This is a genomic window from Mucilaginibacter sp. L3T2-6, assembly GCF_030519355.1.
Taxonomy (GTDB): domain Bacteria; phylum Bacteroidota; class Bacteroidia; order Sphingobacteriales; family Sphingobacteriaceae; genus Mucilaginibacter.
This window is the reverse complement of sequence record NZ_JAUMKC010000001.1, coordinates 130486-153477: the sequence shown is the minus strand read 5'-3', so window position 1 is coordinate 153477 and position 22992 is coordinate 130486. Positions and strand designations below refer to the sequence as shown.

21 protein-coding genes are annotated in these 22992 nt (G+C 44.0%); 8 read left to right on the top strand and 13 right to left on the bottom strand.

Features of this window, described 5'->3' with window-relative positions; all coding sequences use genetic code 11:
* Window positions 1-171 precede the first annotated feature (171 nt).
* From Q3W13_RS00790 to Q3W13_RS00755, 8 genes are all read left to right on the top strand, one after another.
* Window positions 172-1455, top strand: coding sequence for an amidohydrolase family protein (locus tag Q3W13_RS00790; protein ID WP_302860560.1), 1284 nt, complete (start codon window positions 172-174; stop codon window positions 1453-1455).
* 83 nt (window positions 1456-1538) lie between these two features.
* Complete coding sequence (locus Q3W13_RS00785; protein WP_302860559.1) at window positions 1539-4034, top strand: M1 family aminopeptidase; 2496 nt, start codon at window positions 1539-1541, stop codon at window positions 4032-4034.
* A 333-nt stretch (window positions 4035-4367) separates the two neighbouring features.
* Entirely contained in the window at window positions 4368-5465 is a 1098-nt protein-coding gene (locus tag Q3W13_RS00780) for a VWA domain-containing protein (RefSeq protein ID WP_302860557.1), read from the top strand.
* Window positions 5466-5571: 106 nt separating this feature from the next.
* Window positions 5572-5955, top strand: coding sequence for a VOC family protein (locus tag Q3W13_RS00775; RefSeq protein WP_302860555.1), 384 nt, complete (start codon window positions 5572-5574; stop codon window positions 5953-5955).
* 3 nt (window positions 5956-5958) lie between these two features.
* Complete coding sequence (locus tag Q3W13_RS00770) at window positions 5959-7461, top strand: sigma 54-interacting transcriptional regulator (protein ID WP_302860553.1); 1503 nt, start codon at window positions 5959-5961, stop codon at window positions 7459-7461.
* Between the two features lie 20 nt (window positions 7462-7481).
* Window positions 7482-8816, top strand: a complete 1335-nt coding sequence (locus Q3W13_RS00765) for a metallophosphoesterase (RefSeq protein ID WP_302860551.1) — start codon at window positions 7482-7484, stop codon at window positions 8814-8816.
* An 81-nt stretch (window positions 8817-8897) separates the two neighbouring features.
* Window positions 8898-9785: a UbiA family prenyltransferase gene (locus Q3W13_RS00760; RefSeq protein ID WP_302860550.1), complete on the top strand. Its 888-nt coding sequence runs from the start codon at window positions 8898-8900 to the stop codon at window positions 9783-9785.
* Window positions 9786-10147: 362 nt separating this feature from the next.
* Window positions 10148-10801, top strand: a complete 654-nt coding sequence (locus Q3W13_RS00755) for a bifunctional 2-polyprenyl-6-hydroxyphenol methylase/3-demethylubiquinol 3-O-methyltransferase UbiG (protein ID WP_302860548.1) — start codon at window positions 10148-10150, stop codon at window positions 10799-10801.
* A gap of 9 nt (window positions 10802-10810) precedes the next feature.
* Here the strand turns inward: Q3W13_RS00755 and Q3W13_RS00750 are convergent, their stop codons facing one another.
* From Q3W13_RS00750 to nrfD, 13 genes are all read right to left on the bottom strand, one after another.
* Complete coding sequence (locus Q3W13_RS00750; RefSeq protein WP_302860547.1) at window positions 10811-11386, bottom strand: DUF420 domain-containing protein; 576 nt, start codon at window positions 11384-11386, stop codon at window positions 10811-10813.
* A 99-nt stretch (window positions 11387-11485) separates the two neighbouring features.
* The gene (locus Q3W13_RS00745) at window positions 11486-12187 is read right to left on the bottom strand and encodes an SCO family protein (protein ID WP_302860546.1); all 702 of its coding nucleotides are present in this window, start codon (window positions 12185-12187) and stop codon (window positions 11486-11488) included.
* Complete coding sequence (locus Q3W13_RS00740; RefSeq protein WP_302860544.1) at window positions 12187-12537, bottom strand: cytochrome C oxidase subunit IV family protein; 351 nt, start codon at window positions 12535-12537, stop codon at window positions 12187-12189. The genes Q3W13_RS00745 and Q3W13_RS00740 overlap by 1 nt, the downstream gene beginning before the upstream one ends.
* Window positions 12538-12560: 23 nt before the next feature.
* Window positions 12561-13289, bottom strand: coding sequence for a cytochrome c oxidase subunit 3 (locus Q3W13_RS00735; protein WP_302860542.1), 729 nt, complete (start codon window positions 13287-13289; stop codon window positions 12561-12563).
* A 19-nt stretch (window positions 13290-13308) separates the two neighbouring features.
* Window positions 13309-13896 carry a cytochrome c oxidase subunit 3 gene (locus tag Q3W13_RS00730; RefSeq protein WP_302860541.1) on the bottom strand — a complete coding sequence of 196 codons (588 nt, stop codon included), beginning with the start codon at window positions 13894-13896 and terminating at the stop codon, window positions 13309-13311.
* A complete protein-coding gene (gene cyoE, locus Q3W13_RS00725) occupies window positions 13893-14756 on the bottom strand; it encodes a heme o synthase (RefSeq protein WP_302860539.1) in 864 nt (287 codons plus the stop codon). Before cyoE ends, Q3W13_RS00730 begins: the two co-directional genes overlap by 4 nt.
* On the bottom strand, window positions 14753-15811 hold the full coding sequence (locus Q3W13_RS00720) for a heme A synthase (RefSeq protein ID WP_302860537.1): 1059 nt from the start codon (window positions 15809-15811) through the stop codon (window positions 14753-14755). Before Q3W13_RS00720 ends, cyoE begins: the two co-directional genes overlap by 4 nt.
* Window positions 15812-15976: 165 nt before the next feature.
* Window positions 15977-17863 (bottom strand): cbb3-type cytochrome c oxidase subunit I, encoded by a 1887-nt coding sequence (locus Q3W13_RS00715; protein ID WP_302860535.1) that lies wholly within the window; start codon window positions 17861-17863, stop codon window positions 15977-15979.
* Between the two features lie 19 nt (window positions 17864-17882).
* Window positions 17883-19073 (bottom strand): cytochrome c oxidase subunit II, encoded by a 1191-nt coding sequence (locus Q3W13_RS00710; RefSeq protein WP_302860533.1) that lies wholly within the window; start codon window positions 19071-19073, stop codon window positions 17883-17885.
* A 50-nt stretch (window positions 19074-19123) separates the two neighbouring features.
* Window positions 19124-20395, bottom strand: coding sequence for a quinol:cytochrome C oxidoreductase (locus Q3W13_RS00705; RefSeq protein ID WP_302860531.1), 1272 nt, complete (start codon window positions 20393-20395; stop codon window positions 19124-19126).
* Window positions 20396-20405: 10 nt separating this feature from the next.
* Window positions 20406-20990, bottom strand: coding sequence for a cytochrome c (locus Q3W13_RS00700; protein ID WP_302860528.1), 585 nt, complete (start codon window positions 20988-20990; stop codon window positions 20406-20408).
* A complete protein-coding gene (locus Q3W13_RS00695; protein WP_302860525.1) occupies window positions 20974-21510 on the bottom strand; it encodes a DUF3341 domain-containing protein in 537 nt (178 codons plus the stop codon). Before Q3W13_RS00695 ends, Q3W13_RS00700 begins: the two co-directional genes overlap by 17 nt.
* A gap of 8 nt (window positions 21511-21518) precedes the next feature.
* On the bottom strand, window positions 21519-22985 hold the full coding sequence (gene nrfD, locus Q3W13_RS00690) for an NrfD/PsrC family molybdoenzyme membrane anchor subunit (RefSeq protein ID WP_302860524.1): 1467 nt from the start codon (window positions 22983-22985) through the stop codon (window positions 21519-21521).
* Window positions 22986-22992: the final 7 nt, after the last annotated feature.

Here is a 22992-nt window from a genome sequence, read left to right as displayed (position 1 = left end):
TCGCATCCGAACACCTCCCGTGCGATTTCGGTGCTATTCGCTTATATTATTGGTAAAATAAATTCTATTTTGCCTGTAACTTATTTGAGCGGACGCCCATCATAGGTTTTGTTAGCAAAACTTTATAAATTAGCTTACAATTATAACTGACCATATTTATCCTGAATACCTATGATGAAGAACTTTTACTTTATCTTATTGCTGTTTATTGTTTCGCCCGCTCTGGCCCAGCGGACCTATCTTCAATGCGGTAAGCTGATTGACGGTGTTGCGAACAAAGCGCAAACGGGGGTTACCATTATTGTTGAAGGAAATACCATAACCGGTATACAAAAAGGCTATGTTACAGGGAACAGCGCCGATAAAGTCATCGACTTGAAAAATAAAACAGTTATGCCCGGCTTAATCGATTGCCATGTGCATCTTGAAAGCCAGGGCAGCAAAAACTCCATTGCCGAAGGCTTTATTTTAACCGACGCGGATATTGCCTACAAAGCTGCAGTTTACGCCAAACGCACGCTGATGGCGGGCTTTACTACTGTACGCGATTTAGGCGGCAGCGGCGTAAATATCAGTCTGCGCAAAGCGGTACAAAAGGGCGAAGTTGACGGGCCACGGATATTTACCGCAGGCAGGGCCATATCGGCCACCGGAGGGCACATGGACAATTCTGTGGGTTTCAGGGATGACGCCTTTAACCATAAAATGGGTCCTGATGACGGGGTTGCCGACGGCCGTGATGAATTGATAAAGTCCGTGCGTTTCCAGTTTAAGCGCGGATCGGATGTGATCAAGATTGCCTCAACCGGCGGCGTGCTTGACCTGAGCGAAAACAGCTCCGGCGCCGAATTTACGGTAGATGAAATAAAAGCAGTAGTGGAGACAGCAAAAGATTATGGCCTGCGTGTGGCCTGCCATGCCCATGGTGCCGAAGGCATTAAACGCGCAATACTCGGCGGCGTTACCTCTATCGAGCATGGCACCTTCATGAACGAAGAAGACTTTGAGCTGGCCAAAAAATACGGAACATATTTGGTGCCTACCATTATCGCCGGCAAGTCTGTTGCTGATTCTGCAAAAATACCGGGCTATTTTCCACCTGTCATCGCACGCAAGGCAATGGAGGTGGGCACCGTAATCCAGCAGACATTTGGTAAGGCCTATAAATCGGGAGTGAAAATTGCCTTTGGTACCGATGCCGGTGTATACGCACATGGCAAAAATGCCAAAGAGTTTGAATACATGGTTGAAGCCGGTATGCCGCCGATGGACGCCATTAAAGCCGCCACTACCAACGCCGCTGATCTGATTGGCATCAGCAATCAAGCGGGAAGTATTGAAAAGGGCAAACTGGCTGATATAGTAGCCGTTGACGGTGACCCGCTAGCTGACATTAAGACAATGCAGCACATGGCTTTCATTATGAAGGACGGGAAAGTTTACCTGCAGGAATAATAGCCTGCATAAGCAAACAAACCAGGTGCACCATATATTGTGTATCTGCAAAATGAATAAAAAATCCATATCAATAACAATTTATGAACTTTAAAAAGATTACTCCATTTATCCTCTCGGCCTTATTTGTGGGTCTTGCCGCAGACAGGCTAAATGCACAGACGGTACAGGCAGAAAGCCCGGCAATGAAAATTTACCGGGAAACCCCGCCAAAAATCAATGATCTGGTACACACTAAGCTCGACGTGCGCTTTGATTATAAAAAACGTTACCTGTATGGTAAGGAATGGGTTACCTTAAGGCCACACTTCTACCCTACCGACACCCTCAGACTTGATGCCAAAGGCATGGATCTAAAGACGATCGCTATTGTTAAGAATGGGAAAAATATTCCATTAAAGTTCAGGTACGACGATAGTCTGACAGTGGCGATACAACTGGATAAGGTTTATCATAACAACGAGAGCTACACCATCTACATTGATTACACGGCAAAACCTAATGAATTGCATGTAAAAGGCAGCGCAGCGATAAATGATGCCAAAGGCTTGTATTTCATCAATCCGGACGGTACCGAAAAAGATAAGCCAATCCAGATATGGACTCAGGGAGAAACCACAGGCTCATCCTGCTGGTTCCCAACCATCGACCTTTCAGAACAGAAGACTACCGACGAAATCAGCATGACAGTTTTGAACAAATATGTAACACTGTCAAACGGCAAGCTTGTTTCACAGAAGGTTAATAGCGACGGCACCCGCACTGATACCTGGAGACAGGATTTACCGCATTCGCCATACCTTTTTATGATGGCCGTTGGCGATTTTAAAATTTACAAAGATAAATGGCAGAATAAGGAAGTTAGTTACTACCTGGAGCCAAAATATGCGCCTTATGCCAAACAAATTTTCGGGATGACGCCTGAGCTGATTGAGTTTTATTCAAAAACGCTGGGTGTTGATTATCCCTGGGCTAAATATTCACAGATCGTTGTGCGCGACTATGTGAGCGGGGCGATGGAAAATACCTCGGCTACCTTGCATGGCGAGTACGTGCAGGAAACGCCGCGCGAGTTGATCGATGCTTACTATGACGCCGGCCGCAGCACCATCGCACACGAATTATTCCACCAGTGGTTCGGCGATTTGGTGACTGCTGAAAGCTGGAGTAATCTTACTGTAAACGAGTCATTTGCCGACTTTAGCGAAATGCTTTGGGCCGAGCATAAATACGGCCAGGATGAAGCTGATTCGCACAGCAACGACGCCATGCAGCAATACCTGAATTCGCCGGATGCAAAAACTAAAAACCTGGTGCGTTTCCATTACAACGATAAAGAGGACGTATTTGATGTGGTAACTTATCAGAAAGGCGGCCGCATTTTAAACATGCTGCGCAATTATTTAGGTAAAGAAGCTTTTTACAAAGGCCTGGGCTTATATCTTAAAACAAATGCTTACAAAGAAGGCGAACCTCAGCAACTGCGCCTGGCTCTTGAGCAGGTAAGCGGGCGCGACCTGAACTGGTTTTTTAACCAGTGGTATTATGGCGCCGGACATCCCGAGCTCAAAATAAGCTATAAATATGACGAGGCGACCAAAACCGAGACCGTTTATTTGGCGCAAACCCAGGATGGCCAAACCTTTAAACTGCCCATGGCTATTGACATTTACGCCGGTGGCAAAAAGAACAGGTATAAGGTTTGGATGAACGATAAGACAGATACCTTAAGCTTTCAAAGCAATGTAAAACCCGATTTGGTAAACGTTGATGCCGATAAGGTTTTATTGACTAAAAAAACTGACGACAAAACGCTTGATGAATTTGCTTTCCAATATTTTAATGCGCCGTTGTTTATGGATCGCCTGGAAGCCATAACTTTTGCCGGTGCGCACCAGGCAGATAAGGCAGGGCAAAAAGTGATACTTGCTGCCTTGAAAGACAAATACTATGGCCTTCGTATCAGGGCTATCCGTGCACTGAACATGAGTAACGACGATGTTCACAACGCAGCGTTGCCCATATTGACATCACTGGCGCAAACTGATGAAAACACCCTGGTTCGCGCGGCGGCCATTGCTAAACTGGGTGCATTAAAAGCATCTGGTAATTTGGCACTGTTCAGGCAGTCGCTAAGCAGCCAGTCGTATGCAGTGCAGGCGGCCGCTTTAAATGCAATAGGATTGCTCGAGCCTGCCGAATCGCTTAAAATTGCGAAAGGCTTTGAAAGCGACAACAGGGGCGCGTTAAGCCAGGCCATATTAAATACCTATGCACTTAACGGCACCGACGACCAATGGGACTATGTATACAAAAAATTCATGGACGCCCCGGCGCAAAATAAATTCCCGTTGGTACGCAGCTTCGCTGCATTTACCGGCAGGGTAACTAAGCCCGAAAATGCACAGGCTGGTATCACTGCTTTAAAAGATTTAGGTATTAAATATAAACAGTTTGGCGTAGGGCCGTTTATGACGGGTTTGCTGACCACCATTAAAGGCCAGCGCACTAAAATGAACGACGAAGCATCGGCAAAAGCAGCTGATGAAGCTGTAAAAGCTATAAACGATGCCAAATAGTTTTTAGTTGATTGGGGTTGATCAGCTTGAATTGAGCTGACGATGCTGGCCGGTTTAAATTGATCAATTTAATCTAACCCTGCTAACTTTCAAATCTGACCAGGGGAGCTTTTACAAAGCCTGTTATTGCAAGGGACAATCTCGCCGCGCAATAACGGGCTTTTTCTTTGTAATTCAATCAATACGGTTAATTTTCTCCGGGCCTGCGCCTGAAGTTACCTTTAGCACACAGCTACTGCATTTGTCATATTCTCATAACAATTCTGTCCAGCCCGCTTTTTTAAAAACTTTTGCAAAAAATAATCCGTTACTTTATATCAGAAAGGGCATTTTATGCGCGGATTTGAATTTTCGAAATTTCGACCCAATCAGCTACCTAAAGGCGGATTTGATGAACTGCTTAAGCTTTTCCTGGAGTTGCTTAATTATACCGCAGGCGATGCTGGCGAAGCATTGGCATGGATGAATGAGCTGGATAAGCAATACAACCTCACCAACGATGAGTATGGTATGGGCGATTTTATAGACGAACTGAAACAAAAAGGTTATTTAAGCGAGGATGGGGAAAAGGGAGATTTCAGGATCACTGCAAAAACAGAGCAAAGCATCCGGCAGTCCGCCCTGGAAGAAATATTCGGCAAACTGAAAAAATCCGGGAAAGGAAATCACCGGTCGCCGTTGTCCGGACAAGGCGATGAAAAAAACGCCGAGCGCCGTGAATTTGAATTTGGCGATAGCCTCGATCAGATCAATATGACGCAGTCTATCCACAACGCGCAGGTTAACCACGGCATCGGCGATTTTATGATGACCGAGCGGGACCTGGAAGTGGAGGAAATGGATTATAAAACACTTACCTCTACCGTGCTGATGATCGATATATCGCACTCGATGATATTGTATGGCGAGGACAGGATAACCCCGGCAAAGAAGGTGGCCATGGCGCTGGCGGAGTTGATCCGTACTAAATATCCGAAAGATACGCTTGACATTGTGGTATTCGGCAATGATGCCTGGCCGATTACATTGAAGGATCTTCCATACCTGCAGGTCGGCCCTTATCATACCAACACTTACGCTGGCCTGGAACTGGCTAATGATTTGCTGCGCCGGCGAAAAACGCACAACAAGCAGATCTTTATGATAACCGATGGCAAACCTACCTGCCTGAAAGAAGGAACAAAATATTATAAAAACAGCATCGGACTCGACCGTAAAGTGGTAAATAAAACGCTGAATATGGCAGCGCAATGCAAGCGCCTAAAAATCCCGATAACCACGTTTATGATTGCTAAAGACCCATACCTTCAGCAGTTTGTACGCAAGTTTACCGAAACCAATGGCGGCAAGGCATTCTATAGTTCGCTGAATGGTTTGGGCGAGTATATTTTTGAGGATTATATCCGTAACAGAAGAAAAACGGTAAGATGATTTGTTAGTTTGAAGATGGGCCGATTTGAAAATTTGAAGGTGCCAGTCCATTTTCAAATCTTCAAATTATCAAATCTTCAAATCGATAAATTTTCAAATTGAATAAATGAAAGTTGAGCGCATAAATCACCTGGTATTAACAGTTAAAGATATTGACCTTACCTGCAGTTTTTACAACGAGGTATTAGGTATGGAAGTTGAGGAGTTTACGCCGCGTAAAAAAGCGCTGAAATTTGGTGAGCAAAGTTTGATGCTGCATCAGAAAGGCAGGGGATTTGATTTGGAAGCTGACAAGCCCACGCCCGGCTCGATAGATATCAGCTTTATGGTGGCAGAATCCATAGACCAGATAAAGGCTGAACTGGAAGTTAAAGGCATACCGGTTGAAGGGATGTTTGAACGACGCAATGCCATGGGCAAAACCGCTTCCATTTATTTCCGCGACCCCGACAGGAATTTGATCGAGGTGAGCAATTTTATAGCATTATAGATAATGAATAAGAAAGATATAACTACCCTTGGACAACTAAAAAAGAGCGGTTACAAAAGCCGTTCGGTCAAGGACGAATTACGCGAAAATTTAATCAAGCAGCTGCAAAAGGGCGAGGGTGGCTTTGAAGGCATTGTGGGTTTCGAAGATACCGTAATTCCCGATTTGCAAACCGCTATCCTGTCGAGGCATAACATATTGCTGCTCGGCCTGCGCGGGCAGGCAAAAACACGTATAGCCCGCCTGCTGGTAAACCTGCTGGATGAGTGGATGCCCTACATACAAGGCTCTGAATTGTATGATGACCCGCTGAACCCGATATCCTGGTACGGACACCACGAAATATTGGCTAAAGGTGACGAAACGCCTATCGAGTGGGTTCACCGCTCAGAGCGCTATACCGAAAAACTGGCAACACCAGATGTCACCGTCGCCGACCTGATCGGGGATGTCGACCCGATAAAGGCTGCCACCATGAAGCTCACCTATTCTGATGAGCGTGTGATACATTTCGGGCTAATCCCCCGCGCGCATCGTGGCATATTCGTAATCAATGAATTGCCCGACCTACAGGCTCGTATACAGGTTTCTTTATTTAACATACTCCAGGAGCGAGATATACAAATCCGCGGCTTTAAACTACGCCTGCCGCTTGACATTCAGTTTGTATTTACCGCCAACCCTGAAGACTATACCAACCGCGGCTCAATTGTTACGCCACTGAAAGACCGGATCGAAAGCCAGATATTAACCCACTACCCACGCTCGGTGGAAATTTCCCGGAAAATCACCCAGCAGGAAGCAACACTCTCGCCGGAGCAACGTTCAAACGTCGAAGCAGATGGACTAGTGAAAGATTTGGTTGAACAGATAGCCTTTGAGGCCCGTAATTCTGAGTACATCGATAAAAAATCCGGCGTTTCCGCGCGCCTGACTATTTCGGCCTATGAAAATCTGATCAGCAACGCCGAGCGGCGCATGTTGATTAATAACGAGAAAAGCACGTTTGTACGCATCTCTGATTTTTTGGGTGTTATCCCGGCCATTACAGGCAAGATAGAATTGGTTTATGAAGGCGAGCTGGAAGGGCCGGGCAAGGTGGCCAACATCCTTATCGGCAAAGCCATCAAAACGCTTATGGTGCAATTCTTCCCTGATCCTGAAAAAGCCAAGAAAAGCAAGGCAGCTAACCCTTATGCCGAGATCATCAATTGGTTCGGCGACGGCAATAATCTTTCGTTAGTGGACGATCTTCCTCAACAGGATTATAAAAAGGCGCTTTATGCAGTTACAGGGTTAAAAGATTTGGTTAAGAAGTTCCATCCCCGTTTAAGCGAGAACCAGGATTTACTGCTGATGGAGTTTGTGCTACACGGCCTGTCAGAATTTTCGCAGTTGAACAAAGGATTCCTGGATAACGGTTTCGCATTCTCGGATATGTTTAATAGTTTGTTTAATTTGCAGCCCGATGACGACGACATCGATTTGGATGACGACCGTTATTAGCGCCTGCTTTTAAACTGATCATGACGGCATATTCCCTTCGTATAATATTCCTGGTAATTGCGCTTTTGCTGATTGACCTGTACGTACTAAACGGATTAAAGGGCATTAAAAAGTGGAAATTCACTCAAACCAGGAAATTTGTCCGCTTGTACTGGTTGTTTTCAGCCTTTTTGCTGGCCGATTTATTTTTCGTTGTATTTGTAAAAATGGGCGTTATGGGCAGGATACTCCTAATCACGTTCTTTTTTCTGATATTCTTGTTTAAAATAACCTATTTGCCGGTTTTGGTGATTGATGATGTACGCAGGATTATTATTTACATAAAAAACAGATTTGATAGTAAGGGCGTATTGAATACGCCCCCGCCTGCTGATCGTCTCCCTGATGACAAGGGAGCGCCAGATACGACCCTCCACGATAGTTCGCCAAATCATAATACAATACCCCGCTCTGAATTTTTAATGAAAGCAGGATTGCTGGCCGGTGCAATTCCATTGGCAGCTATCAAGGTAACCATGAAAAGCGGGTGCTATGACTATCATGTCATCCGCCAGGATATTTATCTTCCTAATCTGCCTAAAGCATTTGATGGAATCAGGTTAGGGCAGATATCAGACATACACTCAGGCAGCTTTTTTAACAAAAAAGCTGTGTTGGGCGGCGTAGAGATGCTGATGCGCGAGAAGGCCGATTTTATATTTTTTACCGGCGATTTGGTGAATGCTGTTACCAGTGAGGTAAAAGATTATCTGGATATTTTCAGCAAGGTAAAAGCCCCTCTTGGGGTGTATTCCTGTCTCGGCAACCATGATTATGGAGATTATGCCTGGTGGCCAAATGCACAGGCCAAACAAAAGAACCTCCAAGAGCTTATTGGCGCTCACAAAACCATGGGCTACGATTTGCTGATGAACGAGCATCGGCGTCTTAAGATAGGTAACGAAGAAATTGGCATCCTTGGCATTGAAAACTGGGGTGAATTAAGTCGTTTCCCGAAATACGGAAGAATGGATCTTGCAGTAAAAAACACAGACGATCTGCCCGTAAAATTGTTGTTATCGCACGACCCATCGCATTGGCGGGCTCAGGTTTTACCCGAATACCCCCAGATAGACATGATGTTTTCGGGGCATACGCACGGAATGCAGATGGGTGTAAGAACAGAGCGTTTCCAATGGAGCCCGGTTGAATACATTTATAACGAGTGGGCCGGCCATTACCAGCAAGGCAAACAGCAGCTATACGTAAACGTTGGATATGGTTTTTTAAACTTTGCAGGCAGGATTGGAATATTACCGGAGATTACGATATTTACATTAAAAGCCGGATCTCCGCCTCGGGTTAAGGAGTCCTAAATGTGGGGTCTAAAGTCGCAATAATTAATTGGACATTGGACTTATGACTCGTTACTATTGGCTTAGCACATACCTCTGAGAATGAAGAAAGCGTTTTATTCTGTTTTTGATTTTCTGCTCTTCAGTAATGTTTTTATGTCTCTTTGCGCAGTTGCGCAGGGTTTACTCACTTTCAATTTAATAGGCGCCAAAATCGTATTTCCTGTAATCGGCTTGCTGTTTACATCAACGCTTGGTATTTACAACTTCAGTATTCTGGCAACCAAGCCAGCCGATCCGCTTAATTCGCCATATAAACGTGTCCGCTGGTTTTACGCGCATTACAGGTTGATGGTAACATTTACCATTGTGTCGCTGCTATCACTCATCCCGTTGTTTGTGCTGCTGTCGATGGAGTCCCGCATATTGCTGATCTTTTTGAGCATCATCTCTTTTTTTTATAGTATTCCGATATTTACCGTAGGAGAACAAAAGTTCGGCCTGCGGCATATCCCATGGTTAAAACAGTTTATGATCTCGTTGGTGTGGACGATGAGCATTGTTCTGCTGCCCGTGCTGGAAGCACAGCATTACCATTTAACCATGGTATCCATGCGGGATATTACCATCCTTATAGCCAAGCGCTTTCTCTTTATCGCCGCACTTACCATCCCCTTTGATATCCGTGATTTATTTGACGACAGGAAAAGCGGTTTAAAAACGGTGCCATCGGTATTAGGCGAAAAAAATGCCTATATATTTTGCCAGGTGTTGTTAGCCGGTTATATTGTCCTGCTGGTCATGTTTAAGCATGCTATTGCCGACGCCAGTTTCTGGGGTCTCGTACTCTCAGTATTTCTGACAGGTTGGCTGATATTCAAATCTAAATGGGAAAAGAATGAGTATTATTACTTTTTCTACATGGATGGTGTGCTGATATTGCAGTATGTACTGGTGATTGCATTCAACAAGGCATGGGGATTGATTTAGCTATCGCTGCTCTTCTTCCGTAAATAATCGTTGCCAACCCCCATATCAACAAAAAGTCTTAACCCCCGTTTGATGTTAACAGTCACCACTCAAGTCACCCAACTACGGCAGGTAATTAGTATTATGTTGATGCAGATTAAGGTTTACAGGTACTTTACAGTTTTTAAGTGCAACCCTGGTCTTAAATTATTGATAATAAAACAGTTAAAGGTTTCGGGGTAATTTCACCTGAAACCGTTCTATTTCCTTTGAGACAAACGATTTTATATTTTATCACTGAATATATTAAGCCCATATTTGCAGCTTAAAATGTCTTTTGTTTCTCTTTTAATTGATACAAACGCTACAACAACACTTACTAAATGTCAGCCAGCTACAATAATTCTGCATGGTTTTACGACAGGCTTTCGCAGCTGGTTTATGGCCGGGCTCTGATAAATGCGCAGGTTTATTTGCTGCAATTTATTCCCGCAGGTGCCGGTGTATTGATTGTTGGCGGTGGTACGGGTTGGATATTGGAGGAATTAACCAAGTTGCATCCGTCAGGTCTTAAAATTACTTACGTTGAAGTAGCGGCCGATATGATGGCCCGCTCCAGGCAGAGAAATACCGGGCAAAATACAATGACCTTCATAAACGATGCCGTCGAAGATGTTTATCCAGGCACAAAATTCGATGTTGTGTTGACGCCTTTCCTGTTTGACAATTTTACTGCTGAAACTACCGGTAAGGTCTTCCGTCACCTGCATCAGTTGCTGAAACCGGGGGGAATGTGGCTAAACTGTGATTTTCAGCTTACCGGTAAATGGTGGCAGGCTGTTTTGTTGAAATCGATGTTTTTATTCTTCAGGCTGATTTGCGGGATCGAGGCATCTAAACTGCCGGACATACAAAATTTGTTTACAACCAATAGGTACCGGGTTATTGGCGGGAAATACTTCTACGGAGATTTTGTAGCGGCCAGGGCGTATCACCAGCCAGGTGCTTACGAAGTTCCGGCAACCTCTCCAGCATAAAACACCGTCCTAAAACCTGTAGTACGGCGATATCATCAAATAAACAATTACTCCGGTTATAGTAACGTATAACCAGATAGGAAAGGTCCATCTTACCAGCTTTTTATGTTTTGCTACCTGCATTTGTAAGCCGCGGTAAAAGCTTAGCAGAATGAGCGGCAAAACACCCGCCGCGAGTATGATATGCGATATTAAAATAGTAAGATAAATGGGGCGTAACGAACCTGCGGCAGCGGCTTCAATGGCCGATACTTTACCATCACCATCCAGGTCACCATAAACAATGTCCTTCTTCATCAGGTAATGAAACAGGATGTAGGAAACCAGGAAAATTGAAGATAAACAGAACGTAAGGATATTGATCCGTTTGTGAACGGTAATATTTCCCTGCTTTATAAAATATAATGATACTAAAAGCAGCACTGTACAGGTGCCATTGATGATGGCGTTAAGCTTGGGTAAAAAAGGCGTAAATGCAGGTATAACGTCCGGGCCGGGTATTACTTTCCGGTTCAATAATACTACTACGGCAAATACAAATACGGACACTGCTGCTACAAACCGGAATATAAATTTATCGTTCATGCTTATTTTTTTGAGTCGGGAACCGATGACCCGTAATCAAAACCGGGAAAATCTGGTTCGTTAACTTATTAATTTTTACTTTTTTATCTTGATTCTTAATTAATACAAAGGCGTATCGTTCTTTCTCAACTCATCCGAGATCAAAACCTTAATCTCGTCGTTAAGCCGGTCAACTTCTGCAGTCTGTGCCCCGGTATAGTAACCCCTTATCCGTTTCTCACCATCAATCAGCACTAACTTATCGCTATAAATAAAATCTTTCGGGCCGGCTTGTATTGCATCTACTAACAGACCCTTGCGCGCAAGGTTATATATGGTGGCGGTATCACCCGTGAGAAACAACCTCTTTGCTGACAAATGCTTAAAGGTGGACGCGTATTGCTTTAATCCGGCAATATCATCGTTTTTAGGATCTACAGTCACAGACACAAAATAGATCATCTTGTTTCTGCTATAGATTGAGTCCAGTGCATTGACGTTCTCGTTCATCAATTTGCAGACCGAAGGACAAGCGGTATAAAAAAAGTTAATAACGAAAATCTTATTGTTGAACGTGCTCAGATCTACCTTATTGCCATTCTGATCGGTCAGATTAAAGTCCGGCAGTTTATGGTAAATGGTGTCGGGAATATCTTTCCCTTTTACTTTATGTGTGGTTTTCGCAACCTGTTTTTCGCCGAATACGGGCAGAGGTTTATACCTGTTTTTGCCGCCAACGGTAAGTAAATAATATAAAAATCCTGGCACCGCTAAGACGAGCACCAGGATTATAATCTTTTTCGGAAGACTTGCTTTCTTCATTACAGCCTCAGGTCAATCCAATAGTGGCTCTCGTTTGTAAGTACCAGTATCAAACCGATGATGAAAAGTACAGGGACTACAATAGCCATTATCAACCCCATCTTTTCAAATTTCAGGTGCATAAAGAAGGCAACTATATAAAATGCCTTAAATAAAGTTAATACAATGTAAATAGGATTTATCCATTCTGCATGAGGGAATTTGGGAGCTATAACAAGCGCTACAAAAAACTCGATAGCAGTTATGCCTAACAGGATCCAGAAAACCTTCATGATCCTTTTTTTAGACATTCCCTCATGATCGCCGTGCTCAGCGTCAGCGTGGTGTGTAGTTGTCGTTTCTGATGACATATAAAATCGTTTTTAAAATTAAATCAAACTAAATAGAAAAAGGTAAATACAAACACCCAAACCAAGTCCACAAAGTGCCAGTAAAGACCAACCTTCTCTATCATTAAATAACTGCCGCGTTTGGCATAAGTGCCTATCATAACGTTGACAGTGATAATAATATTGATAACAACACCCGAGAATACGTGGAACCCGTGAAAGCCTGTAATTGTAAAGAACAGGTTTGCAAACTGGTGAGACGTAAGGTGTTCGGCATTCCCGATCTTCGTCACACCTTCAAAAAACTCCTTCAATGTCTCGTCATTGGGAATGCTTCCCCACCAGAAGCCTTCGCTATGCAGGTGTGTCCACTCCAAAGCCTGGCAACCCAGAAACATCAGGCCACCCACAATGGTTAATATCATCCATCTAACAACTTCTTTTTTTGAATTACGGTGACCAGCCTCAACCGCCAGTACCATTGTCACAGAACTTAAAATGAGTATCAAAGTCATCAAACCAACGAAAACCAGTGGTGCATCTTTCTCAATCAAACCGGGGAATGACTGGAAAACCTTAGAAGCCAATGGCCATGTTGAAGCGCTAAAACGCAACGCGCCGTAAGAGATTAATAATGAAGAAAAGGTAAATGCGTCCGAAAGGAGGAAAAACCACATCATCATCTTACCGTACTCCACGTTAAAAGGCGATCTGCCTCCCGACCATGGTGTCGATTTTACCTCATCAATCTGTTGTGTTACTGTTGTACTCATTTGTACGTAGATAAAAGTTTTAATTTTGGTTCAAAAGTAAAAAAACATACAGACAAATCCACATAATATCGAGAAAATGCCAAAAAATAGATGCCATCTCCATCTTAAATATATTCCTGACCTGGGGTATGTTTCTGTAAGTGGCTACTACTGTATTTAATAAAACCAGCAGTCCTGCTATAACGTGTAATAAATGCACACCGCTAAACACGTAAATGAAAGAGCGGGCCGCATTTGGGTTCGAAAAAAATATGCGGTCTTCAAAGGTAAGCACGTACCACGCATATATCTGTATGGCAAAAAATGCTATTCCCAAAAAAATCGTAAGCCATAAAAACAGCCGCTGCTTATCAACCTGCAGGCCTTTGGCAGCGCGCTTGGCCATTAAAAGGGTTATACTGCTTAAGGCTATAACGGCCGTGCTGTACCTGAAAGCCCCGGGGAGTATTACCTGTAATCCATGCCCACGGCCGCCCACATAAACTATAAAGCCGCTCATAAACCCCATAAAAAGTAAAATGGACGTGAATATGAATATCCACATATTGAACTTTTTTGCACCGAGGTTTAACCTGTCTTCCTGTTGCTGTATCTGCGCCATCATCATTTCACTTTTCCTATAAAATCAAACAAAAACATTAACTGCACAACCGGCAGATAAAAAAAAGAACCGTACATCAGCTTTTTTGCCGATGCTATTTGCAGGTCCTTTGAAAGTTTAAAAGCCAAATATAAGAACACTATGCCGCATACCAGTGATACCCCCCCAACATAGTAACCCCCATACCCATAATACGTCGGCAGCAAACTTACAGGTATCAAAATAAGGGTGGAGATAAAAGCAAACACAGCGCTTGTTAAATCCCTTTTACCCGAGGGAAGCAACCTGAAACCGGCCAGCTTATAATCATCGTCCAATACCCAGGCAATAGCCCAAAAATGCGGAAACTGCCAGATAAACTGTATGCCGAATAATATTAACGCTATTTCGTCAATTTTTGGATGAGCAGCAACATAGCCGATAAGCGGCGGTAAAGCACCGGGTATTGCTCCCACGAATACAGCTACGGGCGATTTTCGTTTTAGCGGCGTATAAGCAAAAGCATATAGCAAAACCGAAAAAACCGACAAGTAACCTGCAGTAGGATTAAGCTTCCCAAGTAATATGGTACCTGCTATGCCCATAAAAAGGCCGAGTACCAATCCTTGCCCGGTAGTCATTCTTCCGGCAGGCATAGGCCTGTCCTTAGTACGCTTCATTAATTTATCGAGGTCTTTTTCGATAATTTCATTAAAACAATTAGCAGCTGCTGTAACCAAAAAACCACCTATTATAAGTTTTACCCAATTGCCCCAGTTATATTCGCCGTTAACTTTACTCCCTATTAAAAAGGAAATAGATGCCGAAAAAACTACCAGGAAAGTGAGCCGCATTTTAACCAGCTTCGAAAAATCCTTCCAGCTCATGCGTGCAGTCCCCCTTTTACCGAACGGTATAAATTCAGCATTAAATAAACCTGGGCACTAAATACCAATGTAGCGAGCAATAGATGAATTGCCTGCGCGTATGGCGGCAAAGCCCAATATGACAAGATGATACCCGTAACTATTTGCAGCATGATCATCAGGAACGTAAAGCTCATAATTTGCTGCTGAATAGAATGACGGTTGAATGTGCGGCGCACTAAAGCGTATAATACCACATTTATCACCAACACCAATATAGCCACATCCCGGTGCTGTGTAAAAATAGAACCTGCGTTAGCAATCCAATTATCGCGGTAGCCGCCCTGAAAATGTTCTGCAACAGCGTCAATTTTCTCACGAACCTCGCTGCCGAAAGCAATTTGCATTACGCTTACTATCAACGCCAGAAGTGTAACAATATGCACCAGTGGATTCGTGCTTAATTTCGGCCGCCCATCAACCTTTGCCAGATGATAAGTGACGATACTTAATGCGATGATCACAAGCGCAAGCACCATGTGTACCGTCACAATCCATGAAACAAGATTGGTTGAAACTACTATAGAGCCCAGCCAGGCCTGGAAACCGATTAAAACCACGTTCAACACTGCAAGAAAAGGTATAAGCTTGTTTTCCTTACGGTAACTGAACGCAAAAATTGCGGTCAGCACACAGAAAATGCCCGTGATCTCGCCTATAAGGCGGTTAACGTATTCCGTCCAGGTTTTGGCGGCGTTAAATTCCTCCGGAACCAAAATAGACTTATCTTCGCGGATACGTTTTGCAAGGTCGCTGTAACCAAACACATCCAGGGTATGCGCAAACCGCTGATTTTTAGCAACGTTTCCTGCTACGTATTTGCTCTTATAATCCTTTGGTAATTCGGAACTATTGGTAGGCGGTATATATCTGCCAAAACATTTCGGCCAGTCAGGGCATCCCATTCCTGAACCTGTACTACGTACAACCCCGCCCGCAAGAATTAAAATAAACAGCAGAATTATGGTAGCAAGATTAATCCTTTGGAACCGTGTTTTTGACCTGGATGTCCTCATTTATTAGTCTTAAGCCCTAAGTCAATACTCACATGTCTTAGGTAGAAGGTATTACAGAATATAGTGCCATTTTTAAGTCATAAGTCCTGAACCGTAAGCCTTGAGGCCTGAACTGGTGGTGTTCAAATCTCATAACTTAAGGATCAGGACTTAGGACAACAGGCTTTATTTTACCGCTACATTAGCCTTTTGAGCATCAACCCATTTGGCGTGCTCTTCTAAACCAGCCGGATTGTCTTCAAAATCATGAGGTAAGTTTGAGCTCATGGTTTGAGAGAAAGGAACGTTTTGCGGTATAAAATCTTCGTCGTGACCAGGCTTGCTGTAGTCATAAGCCCAACGATAAACGGTAGGGATTTCGCCATGCCAGTTACCGTGGATGTGCTCAATCGGAGCTGTCCATTCAAGGGTATTAGCATTCCATGGATTCTGAACGGTTTTCTTACCCCAGAAGATAGAATGTATAAAGTTGTAAGCAAAAGCAAGCTGTGCTATACCGGCCATAATAGCCGCCCAGGTAATAAATACGTTAACTGTCAGCCAGCGCTTCATCGATTCAAACTCAGTGAAGGCATAATAACGGCGCGGTACACCATCCAGACCCATAAAGTGCATCGGGAAGAATACCAGGTAGGCGCCGATGAAAGTTAACCAAAAGTGCAGGTAACCTAAACGCTCGTCCATCATGCGGCGATACATTTTAGGGAACCAATGGTAAACGCCGGCAAGCATACCGAAAATAGCCGCCGAACCCATCACAAGGTGGAAGTGGGCAACTACGAAGTATGTATCGTGCAGGTTGATATCCAAAGCCGCATTACCCAGGAAGATACCTGTTAAACCGCCAGAAATAAAGAATGATACCATGCCGATAGCGAAAAGCATGGCCGGAGTGAAGCGGATATTCCCCCGCCACAGCGTAGCCAGCCAGTTGAACGTTTTAACCGCAGACGGCACGGCAATAATAAGCGTCGTTATCATGAATACACCGCCCAGGAACGGATTCATACCTGTAACGAACATGTGGTGTCCCCAAACAATGAATGATAACACAGAAATACCTATCAGCGAGTAAACCATCGCATGGTAACCGAATATCGGCTTACGTGAGTTTACTGCCAGCACTTCTGATGAAAGACCCATTGCAGGCATGATAATAATGTATACTTCGGGGTGACCCAGGAACCAGAATAAGTGCTGAAACAAGATCGGGCTACCGCCCTCGTAAGGCTGAACCTGTCCGTTTAATACGATATCTGAAAGGTAGAAGCTGGTACCAAAGCTGCGGTCGAAAATTAACAACACAACACCGGCCACCAACACAGGGAATGACAATACACCTAAAACTGCTGTTAGGAACAAAGCCCAAACAGTAAGCGGCATTTTCCAAAGGTCCATACCTTTGGTGCGCATGTTTAATACAGTACTGATGTAATTGATACCGCCCATTAGCTGCGAAGCAATAAATAACACCATACTGATGAGCCAAAGCGTCATACCCATACCTGAACCAGGCATAGCTTTCGGCAAGGCAGAGAGCGGCGGGTAAATTGTCCAGCCACCGCTTGCAGGGCCCTTCTCAACCAGGAATGAAGACAACATGACAATACTTGCGGCAAAGAAGAACCAGTATGAAAGCATATTCACAAATGGCGATGCCATGTCACGTGCGCCCACCTGAAGAGGGATTAATAAGTTTGCGAACGTACCGCTTAACCCTGCTGTTAACACAAAGAATACCATGATGGTACCGTGGATGGTTACCAGCGACATGTAAAAGTCGGCACTGATGCGGCCATTAGGCGCAAAATGGCCTAAAAGTGTTGTAAGAAACGGAAACGTTTTATCCGGATAAGCAAGCTGGATCCTGAAAAGGATTGACAAAACCATGGCAAAGAACGCCATAATAATACCTGTTACAAGAAACTGCTTGGCAATGTATTTATGATCCTGGCTAAATACGTAGGTATTTAGAAACGTTGCCTTATGGTGGTGTTCGTGACCTTCTTCGTGATGTACTACTCCGTGATCGTGAACTGCTAATGTTGACATAATCGTTACTCTTATAATATTATTTGTTTAACGCTAACGTGTTTGATACTGCCTTTACAGAATTTGCCGGTGTTGCTGCGTCAGCAAAATGAAGTTCCTTACGCAACTGATCATTCAGGTAGGGCTTTTGCCTTGCAATCCAGCTCTGGTATTCGGCCTGCGATACAACGCGTACTACACGCTGCATGTTCCAGTGGCCTGCACCACATATTTTGTTGCAATAAAGCAGGTATTCAAACTTAGGGTCATCTAATTTTTTGCGCATTTCTTCGGTAGTAATGGTAGGTGTAAACCTGAAGAAAGTAGGTAAACCAGGTACAGCGTTAAGCTGCACGCGGAAGTGCGGCATGTAAACGCTGTGAATTACGTCCTGTGCATGAATGTTTATCCTTACCACGCGGTTAACAGGTAACACAAGTGTATCTGCAGACTGATCATCCATACTGCGGCGGTCTTTAAAATCAACACCCAAAACGTTGTTAGGCGTGCTCAACTTAAAATTTACAGGGCCCAGCTTACCATCAGCGCCCGGATACCGGATTTCCCATGCAAACTGGTGACCGGTGACGTCCACGTTTAAATCACCTTTTTGCTCGGTACTGTTCATTACCTTTTGCCAGGTAAAAAAGCCAAACACAACCAATATGGTCAATACAATCGCAGGAATGATAGTCCAAATTTTTTCGATAGTATTGTTGTGCGGCAGAAAGTGCGCCTTACGTTTGGCCGAATTGCGATAGAAGAACGCAAAGCCGAACAGGCATATCTGGGTAATAAAGAATACAATCAGTGTAAGTATCGTAGTAGTAGTGAACATGGAATCAATCAGGCCACCGTGCGCAGAACCTGGTTGCGGCAGCGTCATACCACCCTGTACGATTAAAGACCAGCTAGCGCCATAAAGCCCGGCGATAAGGAAGATCGCGCAGCAAACGCCCATAATCGTATTCCAGTTAATTCCCCTTTTGCCCTGCATTTTTTGGGTAAGGTCGTAAACCTTTAAAATCTTACCCACAATGCCAACGCAAACTGCTCCTACTAAAATTAATAAAACATTATAGGCCACACCTGTCCACATAGCGCCTTTATCAACCGCGGTTGCATTACCTTCGGCAGATGTTTGCGCCATCAGCTGATTTGTGCCAAACAGCACGAACGCCGCGAAAAACGCTTGTGTTTTTTTAGAATTTATTAGTTGTTTGAATCCCATTTTAATGGTTGTTTGGTATTCTTTTTATTAAAGTACAAAAATAACAATTATTATATGTGGTGATGAAGACTTTCCTGCAGCAACGGGTGCTTTTTAGGAACAAGCGACTTAAATTTACTTAAGGCACTGCCAAACATCCAAACCATAAACCCTGCTGCACCTACAAATATGGCAAAATCAACGAGGATCATCGGCGAGTACCACTCTCCCACGCCCTTCACACCTATGGTTCCCGGCATAATCATCTGCCAGTAATCAAGCCAGTGACCGCATATCAATATGATACAGGCAACCTTCAAAAGCTCTGTTTTACGTTTCGAGTCGCGAGACATCAGCACCAGCAATGGCGTAAGGAAGTTTACAATTATGTTTAACCAGAACCAAGGCTTAAATTGCGGTTCCCACCTCCTGTAAAAATATGCAGCCTCCTCAGGAATGTTTGCATACCAGGTTAACAGGAACTGACCAAACCACAGGTAAGTCCAGAAAATAGAGAAGCCAAACATTAACTGACCAAGGTTATGCAGGTGATCTTCAGTTACCCATTGCATATAACCGGCCTTGCGTAATAATATTATCGCCAATGTGATAACTGACAAACCGCTCACCCAAAGTGCAGCAAAGTTGTACCAGCCAAACATGGTTGAAAACCAGTGCGCCTCTAAGCTCATGATGGTGTCAAAAGCAAACAAGGGAACAGTAAAACCAAATATCACCAGGAACAACACCGAAACCTTAAAACTCTTTTTGTAGTTGAACATGCCGCCAAGTTCGTCCTCGTTATTTGAATATTTAACCAGCATACGGCCAAGCAACGTATAGCTGCCCAGATATATCACAAGGCGGATTAAAAAGAACGGTATATTTAAGTATCCCGATTTAGCTGTAATTATTGCATCGTAATTTTCGCTGTGTGAATCTGTAACACCCTTAAGCGCCCATAACTTATATAGGTATGGAATAGCAGTGCTTTTACCTTCTTCGTTCAGGCCAGGATGAGTAACAAACAGGCCGGCGCCGATAACCAAAAGTAAAATTACGCCCGCAACTGGCAAAACCTTAGCCAGGGCCTGCGGAACGCGCAGAACTGAAGCAGACCAGCCTGCCTGTGCCACGTATTGTACTGCGCAAAAGAAAATGCCGCAAATACAAACGCACGACATGTAATAACCGTTAAGCAATAAATTTGCAAAAGCGCGTTCGCCATTTGTAAAAAAAGCTGCAAGCAGTCCGATCACACCAATAACGATCATGATCAGGCTCCAGGATTTGGCCCTGCCTTTAAATTCGAATTGCTCGTCGAAACTATGAGAAGTATTCATTAATGATTGCTTATAAAGTTTGTAAATGGTGAACGTACATAATTACTTGCCAGCGTTCTTTAGGGTCGAGCTGCGAAGCGTATGAACCCATTGCGTTTACACCATAAGTAATAGTATGATAAATTTTACCGTCTGTCAGATCTTTCATATTACCGCCACGCGATGACTGACCGGTTGAGTATGATGGCGGCGGCGGGAAGCCATGGGCAACCACTAAACCATCGCCTTTGCCGGTTTTGCCGTGGCAGGGTGAGCAAAAATGCTCAAACAACATTTTGCCTTCGGTATAATTTGCCTGTGTTTGAGGTAAAGTACTCTTTACTTCAACACCGGCTTGTTCGTATCCTTCTTTTGTATTCGGATAATCAAATCTCACAAAGCCCACAGGGGTAGTACCGGCAGGGGGCAACTGTGCAGTTTTGCCATCTTTAAAATTGTCGTTCTTTTGGTCGGGGTCGTATGCAATGTGCTCATACATATTGGGAGCGTATTCCCATCCGGTACTCCTCTTGTTATTGCACGATGAAACAATCACCGTAACAGCAATAGCAATAGCCGTTATGCCCAATATTCTATTTTTATTCATAGCTAACATATTTTCTGTCGTTATGCTTAACTTCTACTGCTCCTGCTTCTTTTAATAAATTCGTGATATCCTCGTGCGGAATATTGCCTTTAGCGTCAATGGCAATAACAAACCTGTCATCAGTTGCCCTTAAATCCATTACCCTCGGCGTACGGCCCGGGAAAAGATGCGTGGCGAAGAAAAAGGTCAGCGTCATACCAAATGCTGTAAACAATACTGTCCATTCGAAAGTGATTGGCACAAAGTCAGGGATGGCAAACGCCGGTTTACCGCCAATATCCATCGGCCAGTCATGCACCAGCATGTAATAAGCCATACTGAATATAGTGGTACCACCAAGGCAGCCGAACAAAAAAGCTGCATAACCTAAACGCGAATCCTTAATACCCAGTTTACGCTCGATACCGTGAATAGGCATCGGGGTGTAAACATCATAAATCGGAACACTATTTTTTTGCAAAGTATCAATCCCGTGCATCAGCTCATCAGGATCTGCAAACAGGCCTAAAATATATTTCGTTTTGCTCATCTTCTTAGTTATTTATAATCGTTAATGTCAACGCTGTCAAACGAGGTTAACGACTCTTTATAAAACTGAACCTCTTCCTGCTCAACATGGCCGCCTTTAATAAGCTTCAGCTTAGCCTGCTCGCTCGAGCTCTTCAATATCAGTTTCACTTCGGCCATTGCGATTGACGGCAATACACGGATGAACAACAGGAACATCGTAAAGAATAAACCGATTGAACCAACGAATACGCTCATATCAACCCAGGTTGGGTAAAACATCGCCCAGCTTGATGGTACAAAGTCGCGGTGTAACGATACAACGATGATTACAAACCTTTCGAACCACATACCGATGTTTACTACAATAGACAATACCCATGAAATTGGGATGTTGGTACGGATCTTTTTAAACCACATTAACTGGGTCATCAGTACGTTACAACCATACATCATACAGCCTGCCCACCAGTATGGACCAATAAACCTGTTTAAGAAGGTATATTGTTCGTATTCACCGGCTGAGTAGTAAGCAATAAAGAACTCGGTTAAGTAAGCCACACCTACAATTGAACCCGTTAAAAGGATGATTTTATTCATCGCTTCAATATGGAACATGGTGATGTAGTTTTCAAGGCCCAATACTTTACGTGTTACCAGTAACAGCGTTTGTACCATGGCGAAACCTGAGAATATCGCACCCGCAACGAAGTATGGCGGGAATATTGTAGTGTGCCAGCCCGGTTCCAGCGATGTGGCAAAGTCCATGGATACGATGGTGTGTACCGAAAGTACCAGCGGGGTTGATATACCTGCCAGAATCAAACACACAGTTTCGAAACGCTGCCAGGTTTTTACTGAACCGGTCCAGCCGAATGAAGCAACTGAATATATTTTTCTGCGGATACCTGTTGCGCGGTCGCGTATGGTAGCTAAGTCAGGTAATAAACCTGTATACCAGAATACTAATGATACCGAGAAATAAGTCGAAATCGCGAATACGTCCCAAACCAGCGGCGAGTTAAAGTTAACCCATAACGAACCGAATTGGTTTGGCAGCGGCAACGGCCAGTATGCTAACCACGGACGCCCCATGTGCGATACCACGTATGTTGCGGCACAAATTACCGCGAATATCGTCATCGCCTCTGCCGAGCGGTTAATAGAGTTACGCCAGTTTTGACGGAACAGCAACAAGATTGCAGAGATAAGCGTACCGGCGTGACCAATACCTACCCACCACACGAAACCGGTGATATCCCAGGCCCAGCCTATTGTTTTATTAAGACCCCATGAGCCTATACCGTACCAAAATGTATAGCTTACTGCAAAAACCCAAAGGCAGGCGCCTAACGAAGCAACGGAAAAACCAATCCACCATGCTTTGCCGGGCATATTTTCAACAGGGCGCAATACATCATTGGTAATTTGGGCGTACGTGATGTCTTTTCCCGTAATTAACGGTTCCCTGATTATCGATTCACTATGAGATGCCATATCTTAT

Coding starts and splice junctions, on each gene's coding strand:
- cyoE (WP_302860539.1), bottom strand. CDS start 14,756: ATGAGCTGGAAGGATTTTTCGAAGCTGGTTAAAATGCGGCTCACTTTC.
- Q3W13_RS00780 (WP_302860557.1), top strand. CDS start 4,368: ATGCGCGGATTTGAATTTTCGAAATTTCGACCCAATCAGCTACCTAAA.
- Q3W13_RS00785 (WP_302860559.1), top strand. CDS start 1,539: ATGAACTTTAAAAAGATTACTCCATTTATCCTCTCGGCCTTATTTGTG.
- Q3W13_RS00705 (WP_302860531.1), bottom strand. CDS start 20,395: ATGAATACTTCTCATAGTTTCGACGAGCAATTCGAATTTAAAGGCAGG.
- Q3W13_RS00790 (WP_302860560.1), top strand. CDS start 172: ATGATGAAGAACTTTTACTTTATCTTATTGCTGTTTATTGTTTCGCCC.
- Q3W13_RS00770 (WP_302860553.1), top strand. CDS start 5,959: ATGAATAAGAAAGATATAACTACCCTTGGACAACTAAAAAAGAGCGGT.
- Q3W13_RS00695 (WP_302860525.1), bottom strand. CDS start 21,510: ATGAGCAAAACGAAATATATTTTAGGCCTGTTTGCAGATCCTGATGAG.
- Q3W13_RS00730 (WP_302860541.1), bottom strand. CDS start 13,896: ATGATGATGGCGCAGATACAGCAACAGGAAGACAGGTTAAACCTCGGT.
- Q3W13_RS00720 (WP_302860537.1), bottom strand. CDS start 15,811: ATGAGGACATCCAGGTCAAAAACACGGTTCCAAAGGATTAATCTTGCT.
- Q3W13_RS00740 (WP_302860544.1), bottom strand. CDS start 12,537: ATGTCATCAGAAACGACAACTACACACCACGCTGACGCTGAGCACGGC.
- Q3W13_RS00735 (WP_302860542.1), bottom strand. CDS start 13,289: ATGAGTACAACAGTAACACAACAGATTGATGAGGTAAAATCGACACCA.
- Q3W13_RS00710 (WP_302860533.1), bottom strand. CDS start 19,073: ATGGGATTCAAACAACTAATAAATTCTAAAAAAACACAAGCGTTTTTC.
- Q3W13_RS00760 (WP_302860550.1), top strand. CDS start 8,898: ATGAAGAAAGCGTTTTATTCTGTTTTTGATTTTCTGCTCTTCAGTAAT.
- Q3W13_RS00745 (WP_302860546.1), bottom strand. CDS start 12,187: ATGAAGAAAGCAAGTCTTCCGAAAAAGATTATAATCCTGGTGCTCGTC.
- Q3W13_RS00715 (WP_302860535.1), bottom strand. CDS start 17,863: ATGTCAACATTAGCAGTTCACGATCACGGAGTAGTACATCACGAAGAA.
- Q3W13_RS00700 (WP_302860528.1), bottom strand. CDS start 20,990: ATGTTAGCTATGAATAAAAATAGAATATTGGGCATAACGGCTATTGCT.
- Q3W13_RS00775 (WP_302860555.1), top strand. CDS start 5,572: ATGAAAGTTGAGCGCATAAATCACCTGGTATTAACAGTTAAAGATATT.
- Q3W13_RS00765 (WP_302860551.1), top strand. CDS start 7,482: ATGACGGCATATTCCCTTCGTATAATATTCCTGGTAATTGCGCTTTTG.
- Q3W13_RS00750 (WP_302860547.1), bottom strand. CDS start 11,386: ATGAACGATAAATTTATATTCCGGTTTGTAGCAGCAGTGTCCGTATTT.
- nrfD (WP_302860524.1), bottom strand. CDS start 22,985: ATGGCATCTCATAGTGAATCGATAATCAGGGAACCGTTAATTACGGGA.
- Q3W13_RS00755 (WP_302860548.1), top strand. CDS start 10,148: ATGTCAGCCAGCTACAATAATTCTGCATGGTTTTACGACAGGCTTTCG.